The organism is Arthrobacter sp. SLBN-122 (genome assembly GCF_006715165.1).
Classification (GTDB): Bacteria; Actinomycetota; Actinomycetes; order Actinomycetales; family Micrococcaceae; genus Arthrobacter.
This window is the reverse complement of record NZ_VFMS01000001.1, coordinates 4,188,798-4,203,627: the sequence shown is the minus strand read 5'-3', so window position 1 is coordinate 4,203,627 and position 14,830 is coordinate 4,188,798. Positions and strand designations below refer to the sequence as shown.

The 14,830-nt window shown below is 67.2% G+C and carries 12 protein-coding genes; 8 read left to right on the top strand and 4 right to left on the bottom strand.

Translation table 11 applies throughout. The features are described from left to right. Positions 1–76 precede the first annotated feature (76 nt). Together FBY36_RS19275 and FBY36_RS19270 are read right to left on the bottom strand one after the other, a co-directional pair. Positions 77–1,702, bottom strand: coding sequence for a DUF349 domain-containing protein (locus tag FBY36_RS19275; RefSeq protein WP_142122020.1), 1,626 nt, complete (start codon positions 1,700–1,702; stop codon positions 77–79). Between the two features lie 67 nt (positions 1,703–1,769). Then, the gene (locus tag FBY36_RS19270) at positions 1,770–2,588 is read right to left on the bottom strand and encodes a peptidylprolyl isomerase (RefSeq protein WP_142122018.1); all 819 of its coding nucleotides are present in this window, start codon (positions 2,586–2,588) and stop codon (positions 1,770–1,772) included. A gap of 230 nt (positions 2,589–2,818) precedes the next feature. Here FBY36_RS19270 and hisS point away from each other — a divergent pair, with 230 nt between their 5' ends. Further along, the gene (hisS, locus tag FBY36_RS19265) at positions 2,819–4,186 is read left to right on the top strand and encodes a histidine--tRNA ligase (RefSeq protein ID WP_142122016.1); all 1,368 of its coding nucleotides are present in this window, start codon (positions 2,819–2,821) and stop codon (positions 4,184–4,186) included. An 11-nt stretch (positions 4,187–4,197) separates the two neighbouring features. Here the strand turns inward: hisS and FBY36_RS19260 are convergent, their stop codons facing one another. Next, positions 4,198–5,451, bottom strand: coding sequence for an APC family permease (locus FBY36_RS19260; protein WP_142122014.1), 1,254 nt, complete (start codon positions 5,449–5,451; stop codon positions 4,198–4,200). 96 nt (positions 5,452–5,547) lie between these two features. Between FBY36_RS19260 and aspS the strand changes: the two genes are divergently transcribed. Continuing rightward, complete coding sequence (gene aspS / locus FBY36_RS19255; protein ID WP_142122012.1) at positions 5,548–7,344, top strand: aspartate--tRNA ligase; 1,797 nt, start codon at positions 5,548–5,550, stop codon at positions 7,342–7,344. A gap of 133 nt (positions 7,345–7,477) precedes the next feature. Beyond that, positions 7,478–8,257: a GNAT family N-acetyltransferase gene (locus tag FBY36_RS19250; protein ID WP_142122719.1), complete on the top strand. Its 780-nt coding sequence runs from the start codon at positions 7,478–7,480 to the stop codon at positions 8,255–8,257. Between the two features lie 16 nt (positions 8,258–8,273). Here the strand turns inward: FBY36_RS19250 and FBY36_RS19245 are convergent, their stop codons facing one another. After that, positions 8,274–8,942, bottom strand: a complete 669-nt coding sequence (locus FBY36_RS19245) for an acVLRF1 family peptidyl-tRNA hydrolase (protein WP_142122010.1) — start codon at positions 8,940–8,942, stop codon at positions 8,274–8,276. Positions 8,943–9,006: 64 nt separating this feature from the next. On the opposite strand from FBY36_RS19245, the gene FBY36_RS19240 reads away from it, so the two are divergent. The 5 genes from FBY36_RS19240 (at position 9,007) to alaS (ending at position 14,830) form a co-directional block, all read left to right on the top strand. Continuing rightward, positions 9,007–10,461: a replication-associated recombination protein A gene (locus tag FBY36_RS19240; RefSeq protein WP_142122008.1), complete on the top strand. Its 1,455-nt coding sequence runs from the start codon at positions 9,007–9,009 to the stop codon at positions 10,459–10,461. A 169-nt stretch (positions 10,462–10,630) separates the two neighbouring features. Beyond that, on the top strand, positions 10,631–11,257 hold the full coding sequence (gene rpsD / locus FBY36_RS19235; RefSeq protein ID WP_043454433.1) for a 30S ribosomal protein S4: 627 nt from the start codon (positions 10,631–10,633) through the stop codon (positions 11,255–11,257). A 145-nt stretch (positions 11,258–11,402) separates the two neighbouring features. Then, positions 11,403–11,777, top strand: a complete 375-nt coding sequence (locus FBY36_RS19230) for a DUF948 domain-containing protein (protein WP_056336614.1) — start codon at positions 11,403–11,405, stop codon at positions 11,775–11,777. 17 nt (positions 11,778–11,794) lie between these two features. Beyond that, positions 11,795–12,025: a DUF6167 family protein gene (locus tag FBY36_RS19225; RefSeq protein ID WP_235008897.1), complete on the top strand. Its 231-nt coding sequence runs from the start codon at positions 11,795–11,797 to the stop codon at positions 12,023–12,025. Positions 12,026–12,151: 126 nt separating this feature from the next. Continuing rightward, positions 12,152–14,830: an alanine--tRNA ligase gene (alaS, locus tag FBY36_RS19220; RefSeq protein ID WP_142122006.1), complete on the top strand. Its 2,679-nt coding sequence runs from the start codon at positions 12,152–12,154 to the stop codon at positions 14,828–14,830.

The window sequence follows — 14,830 nt, the reverse complement described above, 5'->3', positions numbered from 1 at the left end:
TAACAGGCACAGGCCCGGTCCGGGTTATGTGGATAACCGGGACCGGGCCTGTGCCCATCAGTTCAGGACTGGAACGTCAGGCAAGCTCGCTGGCAGAACGTTGGATCTGGTCCAGCCAGGCCTGGCGTGCCTCGAGTGCTTCCTGGGCAGCCTTGATCTTGCGCTGGTCGCCGCTCTTCTCAGCCTTGGCAAGGTCGTCCTGGAGCCCGGCGATAGCGGATTCCAGCTGCGAGAGCGCGCTGTTGGTGCGTGCCTTGCGCTCGGGGTTGGACCGCTGCCACTGCTCTTCCTCCGCATAGCGCACGGCGTCTTCGACCTTCCGCAGCCCGGCCTCGATCCGGCCCATGTCTGCGCGGGGAACCTTGCCGGCTTCCTCCCACCGGTCACGGACGGACTGGAGTGCCTTCTTGGCTGCTGCCAGGTCCTTCACGGGCAGGATGGCGTTGGCCTCGTCCAGCAGCGCCTCCTTCACGGTCAGGTTGGCGGCATACTCCTGGTCGATCTCCTCGTTGGCGGCCTGGCGGGAGGTGAAGAAGACGTCCTGGGCGGCGCGGAACCTCGCCCAGAGGGCGTCGTCGTCCTTGCGGCTTGCCCGAGGAGAGGCCTTCCACTGGTCCATCAACCGGCGGTATTCACCGGCAGCATAGCCCCAATCGGTGGACGTGGAGAGCGCCTCGGCCTCGGCAATCAATTTCTCCTTGGCGGCCTTTGCGGCGGAGTTGTTGCTGTCCAACTGCGAGAAGTAGGCCCGACGGTGCCGGTCGAAGACGGTGCGGGCGGCACGGAAGCGCTTCCACAGGGCGTCTTCGTTGCTGCGGCCCAGGCGGACACCGCTCTTCTGGGCTGCCTTCCAGTTCTCGAAGAGCTCGTTCATCCGCGCACTGGAGGTCTTCCATTGCGTCTGCGCGGGATCCTGGCCGGAGATTTCCTCTGCTTCCGCCACGATGGCTTCGCGGGCTGCGAGCTCGGAAGCGCGCACGGCGTCGTGCTCGGCCTTTTCGGCCTTTTCCAGTTCGGTGATCTGGCCTGCCAGCTTGTCCAGGCGCGCCTCGGCTGAGCGGAGGTCACCCACCATGTTCCGTTCGGCAAGCTGTTCACGCAGGTGCGTTACGGTCTTCTGCATGTCGGTGCTGGGGGCCTTGGAGCTGACCCGCTGCTCCAGGAGCACGATCTGGGCCACAACGTCGTCGTATTTCCGCGCGAAGTACAGCAGCGCTTCGTCGTCGCTGACGCCCGGGTACTGGCCCACGGGGTGTTCCTCGCCATCGATGGTCAGGTAGACGTGGCCGTCCCCCTCCACCCTGCCCCATTTGGAAGCCTCGGCAACAGATGTGCCGGGCGCAGCAGGAGCCGCGGCTGCGGCGGGAGCGGCGGCAGCAGGCTTGGGACGCGATGCGAAAGCTGCGGGAGACGGAGCGGAGGGCCGCGGTCCGGGAGCCGGGGCGTTGGAAGCCGCCGCGGCAGGCGCGGACTCTTCAGCGGCGGTCCCGCTGTCCTGGTCCCCAGCGCTCTGGTCCGCGCCCTGGTTCTCAGCGCTTTGGTTTTCGGCGGCCTGCCCTGCACCCTCGTTAGAAGCCGCGGCTTCAGGGGTTACGGGGGACTGCCCGGCATCGGCATCGGCATCAGTACCGCCGACCTCGGCCGGAGCCGCTGTTTCGGTCACGTCTGTTGCTGTTTCGTCGGATTTCTGACTGTCTGTCACCGCTAAAAGTCTTTCGCTTGGAGGGAAATACTCACGTGCTGCACCGCGGCCTGTCCGGCCCGGCTTCCTACTTCAGAGAGAACGAGTCTATCGTGACTGGTTGTTTTGGCGCGCCGTCCGTGTCGCCGGCGGCGGGGGTGATGCCTGCGGCGGCGATATTGGACACGACATCAAGCCCGGACGTCACCTTTCCCACCACGGTATAGCCGCCTGCCGTGTCCGCAGGAATGACGGTGTCCTTGTACACAATGAAGAACTGTGTTCCATTGCCGTAGGCATTGTTTCCCGTGCGGGCCACGGCGATGGTGCCTGCAGGATAGGTGTTGTCGGCGGGGGTGTTCTCCAGCGGACCCCACGTGTAGTTCGGGTCCCCCTGCCCGTCGCCGTTGGGGGAGCCGCACTGCAGCACGCCGAACTGGTCCGCCGTGGTGAGTCGGTGGCATGACTTGCCGTTGAAGTAGCCTTCGTCGCTGAGCGACTTGAACACTGCCGCCGCCTGCGGAGCCTTGGTCCCGTCCACTTCCACGCCCAGCGGGCTGCCGTTCAGCAGCAGCTCGCCCGTGAACGTCTTTCCCGCTGCGGTGTCCGCTGCCGGAATGTTGGGTGCGTTGGTTGGCGGTGCCGAGGGTGTGGCCGGTGCGCTTGCAGAGGCGGACGGATCCGTCAGCCCTGCCTGCGCGGCGGCATATTCGTCCTCGGTGGGATTTCCGGCGAACGCCGTGAGTTGGAGGACGACGGCGAGCAGCACGACGGCGGTTCCGGCGCCGGCGGCCACGAGGTTGTCGCGCTTCCGGCGCTTCTCCTGCGTGCGCCGGAGCTCACGCTTGGCCTCCATCTGCTGGATGCGCCGCTTTGTTTCGCGTGCACTGCGTGAACTGGCCGCCAAGGGTCCTCCTCGTCGTCGGGCTGCTGGTGCCCGGCGGGTGGCCGCTGGGCGCAGGGATTAGGGCCAGGCTTTGCGGGTCCGCCGCATTAGAGATGCACACGGATGACGCATAAACTGGCTGCCGCACATAGTTTATGCATGGCTGGCTGTTCTGCCGCCGTATGCCCGCCGTTGCGCGGGCGGGGCCGGCAGCTCCGGCGCACCTTCCATTCCTAAGGAGAACCTTCCCCATGGCACGCACCGCCTCCCTGTCCGGATTCCCCGAGTGGCTTCCCGAGGAGCGGCTGGTGGAGCTGCATGTGCTCGATACCCTGCGCCGGGTCTTTGAACTGCACGGGTTCTCGTCGATCGAAACCCGCGCCGTGGAAACGGTGGGGCAGCTGCTGCGCAAAGGCGAGATCGACAAGGAAGTGTACGGACTGAGCCGGCTCCAGGAGGACGAGAGCGATAACCCCGTCAAGGGCGGCAAAGCCGACCCCCACGCGCTTGCGCTGCATTTCGACCTGACGGTGCCCTTCGCCCGCTACGTGGTGGAGAACGCCGGCTACCTGGCCTTTCCCTTCCGCCGCTACCAGATCCAAAAGGTGTGGCGCGGCGAACGGCCCCAGGAAGGCCGGGCGCGCGAGTTCACCCAGGCGGACATCGACGTGGTGGGCGACGGCGAGCTTCCGTTCCGTTACGACGTCGAGATCGCGTTGGTCATCGCCGAGGCACTCAGTGCCCTGCCCATCCCTGATTTCCGCCTCAGGATCAACAACCGCAAGCTCGCTGAAGGTTTCTACCGGGGCATCGGCCTCGATGACACCGCTGGCGTGCTGCGCAGTATCGACAAGCTCGAAAAAATCGGTCCCGCAAAGGTGGCCGAGCTGCTGAAGGCGGAACTCGGCGCCACCGACGAACAGGCGCAGAAAGCCCTGCAGCTGGCTGCCATCCGCACCGAAGACACGTCGTTTGTGGCCCAGGTCCGCGCCCTGGGCGTCACCAACGAACTCCTTGATGAAGGCCTGGACGAGCTGGAGCAGGTCATCGACGCGGCCGTGCAGCGCGCTCCGGGAAAAGTGCTGGCTGACCTCAGCATCGCCCGCGGCCTGGACTACTACACCGGCACAGTGGTGGAAACCGTATTGGTGGGCCACGAACAGCTGGGATCCATTTGTTCCGGCGGCCGGTACGACGCCCTGGCGTCGAAGGGCAACCGGAAGTTTCCGGGGGTTGGGCTTTCCATCGGCGTCACCCGCCTGGTGTCCCGGATCCTGAGCCAGGACCTCGCCAGAGCTTCCCGCTCCGTTCCCACCGCAGTGCTGGTGGCCCTGAACCATGACAACAGCTGGGGTACAGCCCAGGACGTTGCCGCACTGCTGCGCAGCCGGGGCATCCCCACGGAAGTTGCGGCCAAGGCGGAGAAGTTCGGCAAGCAGATCAAGTTCGCAGACCGCAGGGGAATCCCATTTGTGTGGTTCACGGATGAGGACGGCACCCACCAGGTGAAGGACATCCGCACCGGCGAGCAGGTGCTGGCGGCCCCTGAGACCTGGATGCCGCCCCTGGAGGACCTGGCGGTGCAGGTGGAGACCACCGCGGCCGCAGCCTCCGTCTAGGAGGCGGGCGTTTACGACGCTGGCTCGTGCTGCCGGAACCGCAGCACCAGCCAGCGTCCAGCCACCCCGGCGGCAAGGACCGCCGCCATGGTCAGGACCGACGCGGGCGGCAAAGTGAAGGCAAGCACCACGCACCCCAGGAAGCCCAGCATGTTCAGCCAGCGCGGAGCGTAACCGGGGTGGGCGGCAAGGGTAAAGGCGGACGCGTTGGCGACTGCGTAGTAGACCAGCACGCCGAAGCTTGAAAAGCCCACCACGGTCATCACGTCGGTGGTCAGGAGCAGCAGGATGACGACGGCGGCCACGGCCAGTTCGGCGACGAACGGAACCGTGTGGGCGCCGCCCACCCTGGCCAGCGGTCCCGGGAGATCGCGCTCCCTCGCCATGGCCAGCGTTGTCCTCCCTACGCCCGTTATCAGCGCCAGTAGGGCGCCCAGGCACGCCGCGGCAGCTCCTGCCTGCACCAGCGGGGCCGCCGCTGCCAGCCGGCTGTCCAGGACGGCGTCCAGCAGGGGAGTCCTGGCGGACCCAAGCTGCGCCCCGAGGTGTGCCTGCAGGAGCAGGGCCAGCAGCAGGTAGATGGCGAAGGCGGCCGCCAGGGCTGCGAGGATGGCACGGGGGATGGCACGTTCGGGATTCCTAACCTCTTCGCCCAGCGTGGCGATCCGGGCATATCCCGCAAACGCGAAGAACATCAGGCCGGCGGCAGGGAGGACACCGGCCGCACCCCCGGAAGGCACACCTGCCGGCTGCGCGGCCGGGTGCGGACCCAGCACGGCCGCGATGCCAACGAACACCAGGGTTGCCAGGACCATGCACAGCAGGATCCGCGTCAGCAGGGCTGTCCGGGTGATGCCCAACAGGTTGACGCCGGTCAGGGCCACGACGGCGCCCACGGCGACCGGGACCGCGTAGTCATGCGCCACATAGCTGCCGAATGTCAACGCCATGGCTGCGCAGGACGCCGTCTTACCGGTCACGAAACCCCAGCCGGCCAGGAATCCCGGCCATTCGCCGAGCTGTTTCCGGCCGTAGACGTAGGTTCCGCCGCTGGTGGGGTACTTGGCCGCCAGGGCTGCGGAGGCCACGGCGTTGCAGTACGCAACAATTCCGGCAACGGCCACGGCCAGGACCAGGAGATTGCCCGCAAGCGCCGCGGCCGGGGAGAACACCACAAACACACCGGCGCCCAGCATGGAACCCAGGCCGATGGCGGTGGCGTCAAAGGTTCCCAGCCTGCGTTGCAGCTGCTGCGGTTCGCTCATGCGGCGGCAGTCCCTTTCCAACGGGTAAACTCGGACGGGATCGTTCCCGCAACGATCATATTGACTTCCCACTGTTTTCCCGCAGAAAGGCGTGCTGTGCTGCGCACACATGACCTCGGATCCCTTCGTTCCGAGCACATTGGACAAACCGTAACCCTGGCCGGCTGGGTGGGCCGCCGCCGTGATCACGGTGGTGTGGCATTCGTGGACCTGCGCGATGCTTCCGGCGTGGCCCAGGTGGTGGTCCGCGAGGAAGAAGTGTTCCACGGACTGCGTAACGAGTACGTCCTGCAGGTCAAGGGCACGGTATCCAGGCGCCCGGAAGGCAACGAGAACCCGGCGCTGGCCACGGGCGACATCGAGGTCATCGCCGAGGACGTCACCATCCTCAACACCTCGGACCCGCTGCCGTTCCAGATCGACGAGCACGTGGAAGTCGGCGAGGAAGCCCGGCTCAAGCACCGCTACCTGGACCTTCGCCGTCCCGGCCCCAGCCGCAACCTGCGCCTCCGTTCCGAGGCGAACCGGGTGGCGCGCGAGCTGCTCCACCATGAGGGCTACGTGGAGATCGAGACACCCACACTGACCCGTTCGACGCCGGAAGGCGCCCGTGACTTCCTGGTTCCGGCACGCCTGGCCCCGGGTTCCTGGTACGCGCTGCCGCAGTCCCCGCAGCTGTTCAAGCAGCTGCTGCAGGTGGGCGGCTTCGAAAAGTACTACCAGATTGCCCGCTGCTACCGTGACGAGGACTTCCGCGCGGACCGGCAGCCGGAGTTCACCCAGCTGGACATCGAGGCGAGCTTCGTGGACCAGGACGACATCATCCGGCTGGGCGAAAACATCGTCAAAGCGGTATGGCAGCTCATCGGCGTCGACATCCCCACGCCCATCCAGCGCATCACGTATGCCGATGCGATGGCGCGCTACGGCTCGGACAAGCCGGACCTGCGTTTCGGCCAGGAACTGACCGAGCTCACCGACTTCTTCAAGGACACCAACTTCGGCGTATTCAAGGCACCCTACGTCGGCGCCGTCGTCATGCCCGGTGGCGCCTCACAGGCGCGCCGCGCCCTTGACGCCTGGCAGGAATGGGCCAAGCAGCGCGGCGCCAAGGGCCTGGCTTATGTCCTGTACAAGGAAGACGGCGAGCTTGCCGGCCCGGTGGCCAAGAACCTCACCGAGATCGAGCGCGCGGGCCTGGCTGACGCCGTTGGCGCCAAGCCCGGCGACTGCATCTTCTTCGCAGCGGGTGAGAAGACGCCGTCGCGTGCCCTGCTGGGCGCTGCACGCGTCGAGATCGGCCACCGCACGGGCCTGATCGACCCCACCGCCTGGGCCTTCTGCTGGGTCGTGGACGCGCCGATGTTCGAGCCGGCCGCAGCCGCTGTTGCCTCGGGCGATGTCGCCGTCGGCGGAGGGCAGTGGACCGCTGTCCACCACGCCTTCACCTCGCCCAAGCCGGAGTTCCTTGACACTTTTGACAAGGATCCCGAGTCGGCACTTTCCTATGCCTACGACATCGTCTGCAACGGCAACGAAATCGGCGGCGGGTCCATCCGTATCCACCAGCGTGACGTGCAGGAGCGCGTGTTTGAGCTGATGGGCCTGGACAAGGATGATGCCCAGACGAAGTTCGGCTTCCTGCTGGAGGGGTTCAAGTACGGCGCCCCGCCGCACGGCGGCATTGCCTTCGGCTGGGACCGGGTGGTGTCGCTGCTGGCGGGCGTTGAGTCCATCCGCGACGTCATCGCTTTCCCGAAGTCCGGCGGCGGCCACGACCCCCTGACGGATGCTCCGGCCCCCATCACGCCGCAGCAGCGCAAGGAGGCAGGCGTGGACTTCAAGCCTGAGGCGAAGAAGCCGGAAGAGAAGAAGCCCGAAGAGAAGCAGTAGCAGCACGGACGCTGCCATAAGGCGGCCAGGGAGGCTCCCCGGATCACCGGGGAGCCTCCGCTGTTAACAAAGGAGCTGTCCGTTGTCCGCCTTGGGCACCATCGAACCCTCACCCGTGGACCTCGAAGCCGCCATGGATGCCGCCTGGCCTGCCCTGGAACGGCACGACGCCGGCGGCTGGACCCTGCGCGCAGCCGGCGGCGTGACCCAGCGTGCCAACTCCATCTGGCCGCGTTCCCTCACTGCCGGCCAGTCCGGTGACGACCTTCCCGGCCTGCTCCGCAAAGCCCGGGCCTGGTACCGCAGGCGACGCCTGCCTGTCATCTTCCAGCTGTTCGACAACCCTGCCGCGTCGGCACTCCACGACCTGCTCGATGCTGAAGGCTTCACCCGCCAGTCCGAGACACTGGTCATGACGCGCAGTGCAACGACGGATCCGTTCCCGGACGCCGCCCCAGCCACCGCGGCAACCGGGCTGTCGCCGGTCGAGCTGTCATCGGTACCGTCCCCGGACTGGCTGCGGGTCTGGTGGGACGTGGACGGCCGTGGAGGGGAGGATGCCCTGGCAACCGCACGGGCGATTCTCGAAGGGTGCCCGTCGCTGTATGCCCTGGTGCGGGACGCGAACGGCAAGGCCGCCGCCGTCGGCCGGCTGGCCCTTCCCAACGGCACCAGGCATGGCGGCCTGTACTGCATGGCCACCCTGCCGGACGCCCGCCGCCGTGGCTTCGGCACAGCCATCATGCGTGCCCTGCTGCAGGCCGGTGTGGAACAGGGCGTCGCGGACTTCTGGCTCCTGGTCACCGCCGCCAACCAAGGGGCACAGGCGTTGTATGCACAAGCAGGATTCCGGGAGGCGGGCCGGTACCTTTACCGCCAGGAACGCCCCCGCCGCGCGCCGGCTGGCTGTTGAGCCTTCCCCGGCAGGCTCAGCCTGGCGGGTCGGTCACCGTGATCCGGACCGAGCAGGCGTCCGCCGCGGCCTTCTTCAGGACAGCGGCCCGGGGCTCCGCCACGTCCAGGTAGGCGAGGCGCGGCAGGCGGGCGTAATCACGCAGGGCCGGTTCCTCCAGGACCAGGTCGGCCAGGGTCCGGTCGCCGCCCGGCACCACGTACTCGAAGGTAGCTGCGCAAAAGACTTCGGCCGCCTGCTGTGCCACTGCCGACACCAACGCGTCCGCCTGGTTGGAGCGGCGGCGCGCGAACCGCTGCTGGGACTGGCCACCCGCAGCTGTGCGCGACTGGACGTACCTGGTGCCTGCCTTGGACGCCAGCAGCACACCCTCGCTGGCAACCCCGATGCCGTAGCCGCCCCGCCGCACCAGCAGCAGTCCCAGCGGGCGCGGCTGGGACGCAAGCGCGGCCAGCCGCTCCAGTGGCCCGCTGCCGCGTCCCGGCCGCCCGTCAGCCGGCCACGGCGCCTGCAGCAGCGCCCCGGTGCCGTCAGCCGCCACAAGGCGGAGGCCGTCGTCGTTATCCTGCAGCGTGTACCCGCCGTGTGAGGCGCCGAACCGGTCCGCCCAGCCGGCCAGCCGGGCACCGGGCACGAACGCGGTCCGGACGGAGGGCGGACCGTTGGCGGCGGCGGGGGCAGGCATGGGGGTTCCTTCGGTGTCAGGGCCCCGACGAAAAGGAGGGGTCAACTGGAAGTAGCCTATCTATGTGGATGATCTCTTCGGGCACGGGCCGGAAAACGACGACGACGACGGTCCGGTCGCCGGGGTAAGCACCGGTTCCCGGGGCAAGGGTTCACCGCGCAGCCCGCTGGCCGTCCGGATGCGTCCGCGCACCCTGGATGAGGTAGTGGGCCAGCAGCACCTGCTGGGCCAAGGGTCCCCGCTGCGGCAGCTGGCCGCAGGCGCCGGAGCGGACACCACCGGCCCGGCGGGTCCCACCTCCCTCATCCTGTGGGGACCGCCCGGCACGGGCAAAACCACGCTGGCCCACGTCATAGCCCGCGGACCCGGGCGGAAATTCGTGGAGCTGTCCGCCATCACCGCAGGCGTCAAAGATGTACGCCGCGTGATGGACGACGCCCTGACCGCCAGGGACCTGTACAAGACCACCACAGTGCTGTTCCTTGACGAGATCCACCGCTTCAACAAAGCCCAGCAGGACGCGCTCCTGCCGGGCGTCGAAAACCGATGGGTGGTCCTGGTGGCGGCCACCACGGAAAATCCCTCCTTTTCGGTGGTCTCGCCCCTGCTGTCCCGCTCCCTGCACCTCACGCTCAAGCCCCTCACCGACGCCGATATCGAGGGCCTCCTGGTGCGCGCCGTGGAGGACCCGCGCGGGCTGGGCGGCAAGGTCCGGCTCAGCGACGACGCACTGGACCACCTGGTCCGGCTGTCCGGCGGGGACGCGCGCAGGGCGCTCACCGCGCTGGAGGCCGCGGCGGGCGTGGCTTTCGGTGACGCGGACGACGTCGAACGTTCCGTGGGGGAGGACAGCGCAGCTGACGTGCCGGCCACCGCGGAGCCGGTCATCGTTGAACTGCGCCACACCGAACGCGCCCTGGACGCCGCCGCTGTCCGCTATGACCGCGCCGGCGACCAGCACTACGACGTCATCAGCGCCTTCATCAAGTCCATCAGGGGCTCGGACGTTGACGCCGCCCTGCATTACCTCGCCCGGATGCTGGAAGCGGGGGAGGATCCGCGGTTCGTGGCCCGGCGGATCGTCATTTCCGCCGCAGAGGACGTGGGCATGGCTGACCCCACCGCGCTGCAGACCGCCGTGGCCGCGGCGCAGGCGGTGCAGCTGATCGGGATGCCGGAGGGGCGGATCATCCTGGCTGAAGCCGTGGTCCACCTGGCCACCGCACCAAAATCGAACGCGGCCTACATGGGCATCAACAAGGCCATCGCCGACGTGCGGGCAGGCCTCGGAGTCGGGATTCCGGCGCACCTGCGGGACGCGCACTACCCCGGGTCCAAGCAGCTGGGACACGGCGTGGGCTACAAGTACGCCCATGACGCCCCACACGCAGTGGCCACCCAGCAGTACCCGCCGGACGACCTGGTGGGCCGGGACTACTACCAGCCCACCGGCAACGGCGCGGAAAGGGACATCGCCCAGCGGCTGGAGCGCCTGCGGAAGATTGTGCGGGGCAAGTAGCTGCCGTGGTAGGCTGGATGTTTGTCTGGCAAGGCACGGACGCAAAATCTCCCCAATTCACGTTGGGAAGGCTATGCCCTGGGCCCAGTAGCAAAAGGCGGCGGTTGGCCGATGCTCTCCATCCTGGAGGCCAGTAACACTGACAACCGTAGATATTGGAAGGACACCAGTGGCTAACAACACTCGTGCTCGCCGTCAGGCCCGCCTCTCGCGGTCCCTCGGCATCGCTCTGACCCCCAAGGCCGCCAAGTACATGGAGCGCCGCCCGTACGGCCCCGGTGAGCATGGCCGTGCCCGCAAGAAGCAGGACTCCGACTACGCCGTACGTCTGCGCGAAAAGCAGCGCCTGCGCGCCCAGTACGGCATCCGCGAAGCACAGATGACCCGTGCCTTCGAGGAAGCCCGCCGCACCAAGGGCCTGACCGGTGAAAACCTCATCGAACTGCTCGAAATGCGCCTCGACGCCCTGGTCCTGCGTGCCGGTTTCGCCCGCACCATCGCCCAGGCCCGCCAGCTGGTTGTGCACCGTCACATCATGGTTGACGGCATCCGCGTTGACCGCCCGTCGTTCCGCGTCGGCGAGGGCCAGCTGGTCCACGTCCACAGCCGCAGCGAGACCATGGTTCCGCTCCAGGTTGCCGCAGCCGGTGCACACCGCGATGTCCTGCCTGCCGTTCCGGCCTACCTGGACGTCAAGCTGGAAGCCCTGCAGGCACGCCTGGTCCGCCGCCCCAAGCGCTCGGAAATCCCGGTGACCTGCGAAGAGCAGCTCGTCGTCGAATTCTACGCACGCTAAATCCCAGCAGCGTATCCAAAGAAGCCCGTGGCAAGCGCCGCGGGCTTCTTTGTATGTAAGGTACTTGGGGGACATCTGCGCAACGGGCTTTCCGTGCATGCCGCGGATGTGGCTCAACCACAGAATTTCGAGGAGATGAACGTCTATGTCTGGTGGCGATATTGCCGGCCTGATCGCTGCCGGGGTGTTTGCGCTCCTGGTGCTGCTGCTCGCGGTCCCGATCCTGAAGCTGGGTAAAGTCTTCGACGAGGTGCGGACCGCCATCAGGTCCATCAGCGACGGCGCCACGCCCCTGATGGACGAGGTGACGGCTACCGTCTCCACCACCAACCAGCAGTTGAAGAAGGTGGACGGTATCTCGTCCAACGTCTCCGATGCGTCCGCGAACATTTCCGCCCTGTCCTCGCTTGTGGCCGCCACCGTCGGTTCGCCGCTGATCAAGGTCGCGGCGTTCAGCTACGGCGTGCGCAGCGCCTTCGCCAACCGCCGGAAGCCCGCTGCCGGCCGCCGCAGCCGCTAGATTCGAAGAGAACGAACATGAAAAGAATTGTTTGGATGGGAATCGGCGTGGCCATTGGAGTCATTGCCTTTCGCAAAGTGAGCCAGACCCAGTCCGCGCTGGGGCCGGCAGGCCTCAACCGTGCTGTGGGGCAGCTCGCCGACGGGGTGTACGACTTCGCCGACGCCGTCCGCGCAGGAATGCGTGAACGGGAAACCGACCTGCGGACCGCCCTGGGCGTGGAGTCCGCGGAATTGGTCCGCCGCTGACCCCCGCGAGGCACCACACCGGCATAAGCCAACAACCGGCAGGAACCCGTTCCGGGAACCGTGCCACCTGAACGAAATATCCGTGCCGCCTGGCGGCGCGGACCAAGAAGGGTAAGAAAACAGCTCATGAAGTCGCAGGAGATCACAAAGCGCTGGGTGGACTTTTTTGTCAGCAAGGGCCACACCGCGGTTCCCTCCGCATCGCTGGTCTCCAGCGACCCCTCCCTGCTGTTCACGGTGGCCGGCATGGTCCCGTTCATTCCATACCTCACTGCCCGCGAGGAAGCGCCCTACTCCAGAGCCACCAGCGTGCAGAAATGCATCCGCACCGGCGACATCGAGGAAGTGGGCAAAACCGCCCGCCACGGCACCTTTTTCCAGATGTGCGGCAACTTCTCATTCGGCGACTACTTCAAGGAAGACGCCATCAAGTTCGCCTGGGAGCTGCTCACCACGGGCGTTGACGACGGCGGCTACGGCCTTGCGCCGGAACGCCTCTGGGTAACGGTCTACGAAGAGGACGACGAGGCCGAGGAACTGTGGCTGAAGAACACCGGCGTCCCGGCTGAACGCATCCAGCGGATGGGCAAGTCGGACAACTACTGGCACACCGGCCAGCCCGGCCCCGCGGGTCCCTGCTCCGAGATCTACTACGACCGCGGCCCTGCCTACGGGGTTGAGGGCGGTCCCCTCGCCGACGAGACCCGCTACATCGAGATCTGGAACCTGGTGTTCATGCAGTACCAGATCGAAAATGTGCGCTCCAAGGTGGATTTCGATGTGGTGGGCGAGCTGCCCAAGAAGAACATCGACACGGGCCTCGGCATGGAACGCCTCGCCATGATCCTGCAGGGCGTCGAGAACATGTACGAGACCGACCAGGTGCGGCCGGTCATCGACAAGGCCGCGGAACTGTCCGGCAGGGAATACACCTCCGCCGAAACCCCGGACGACCCCCACCACACCGACGACGTCCGCATGCGCGTGGTGGCCGACCACATCCGGTCGGCCCTGATGCTGATTTCCGACGGCGTGACCCCCTCCAATGAAGGCCGCGGCTATGTCCTGCGCCGGCTGATCCGCCGGGCCGTGCGTTCCATGCGCCTCCTCGGTGTTGAACAGGCCTGCCTGCCGGAACTGCTGCCCGCCTCCCGGGATGCCATGAAGGGCGTCTACCCGGTGGTGGAGACCGACTTCGCCCGCATCAGCCGGATCGCCTACGCCGAAGAGAAGGCCTTCCTGCGCACCATCGCATCAGGCACGGCACGCCTCGAGGATGCCGTCAGGGAATCCAAGGCAGCCAACAAGCCGCTGTCCGGCGAAGATGCCTTCACCCTGCACGACACTTACGGTTTCCCCATCGACCTCACGCTGGAAATGGCAGAGGAAGCCGGGCTCAAAGTTGATGAGGCGGCGTTCCGCAGCCTCATGCAGGAGCAGCGCCAGCGCGCGCAGGCCGACGCCAAGGGCAAGAAGGGCGGCCACGCGGACGTCAGCGTCTTCCAGGACATCCTGGCCGAGGGCGAGACGGTCTTCACCGGCTACACCGAGCTCGAAGGGGAATCGCGCGTGCGCGGCCTGCTCAGCGCCGGCCGACAGGTCCAGCAGGCAGCCACCGGCGACGAGATCGAACTCGTGCTGGCCGAAACCCCCTTCTACGCAGAAGCTGGCGGCCAGGCCGCCGACACGGGCCTGATCACCGGTGACGGGTTCGTCGTCGAGGTCCTTGACGTCCAGCGCCCCATCAAGGGTCTGAGCGTCCACAAGGCGATTGTCCGTGAAGGCGAAATCGGCGCTGACTCGCTGGTGCGCGCCGCCGTCGACCGTGAACGCCGCCACGCCGCCGAACAGGCCCACACGGGCACGCACATCGTGCACGCCGCCTTGCACCAGATCCTTGGCCCGGAAGCCACGCAGCGCGGATCCTTCAACAAGGCAGGGTACCTGCGCTTCGACTTCGCCTGGGGTGGGGGCCTGAGCACCGCCACCCGGTCCGAAATCGAGGAAGTCTCCAACCTTGCCATCCGCAACAACTACGCGGTGGAAACAAAGATCATGGGTCTGGCCGAAGCCAAGGCCATGGGCGCCATGGCCCTCTTCGGCGAGAACTACGGCAGCGAGGTGCGCGTCGTGGAGATCGACGGCGCCTGGTCGCGCGAGCTGTGCGGCGGCACCCACGTTGCCAACACCTCGCTCATTGGCAGCCTCTCCCTCCTGGGTGAGCAGTCCGTGGGCTCAGGAAACCGCCGTGTGGAAGCATTCGTCGGCATGGAGGCTTTCCGCCACCTTGCTGCCGAGCGCGCCCTGGTGACGGAGCTGACGGACCTGTTGAAGGTGCCGTCCGGCCAGCTCGCCGACAGGATTTCCGCCACACTGGCCAAGTTGAAGGCCACCGAGAAGGAACTGGACCGGCTCCGCAAGGAACAGCTGGCCGCTTCCGCCGCGCAGCTGGTCAACAGCGCACAGGATGCCGGCGGCATCAAGGTGCTGGCCCACGACGCCGGCACTGTCAGCGGCGCCGACGACCTCCGCGGCCTGGCCCTTGACCTGCGCAACCGGCTCGGCTCGGCGGCTGCCGCCGTGGCCGTGGCCGGCGTCGCCAACGACCGCCCGCTGATCCTGGTGGCCACCAATGAGGCAGCCAGGGAAGCCGGTGTCAAGGCCGGTGCCCTGGTCCGGGTCGCAGCCGGAGTGCTCGGCGGTGGCGGCGGCGGCAAGGACGACGTCGCCCAGGGTGGCGGAACCGATGCCGGAAAGGTCGGCGCTGCCCTGGCAGCCGTCGTCGACGCCATTTCCAGGCGCTAA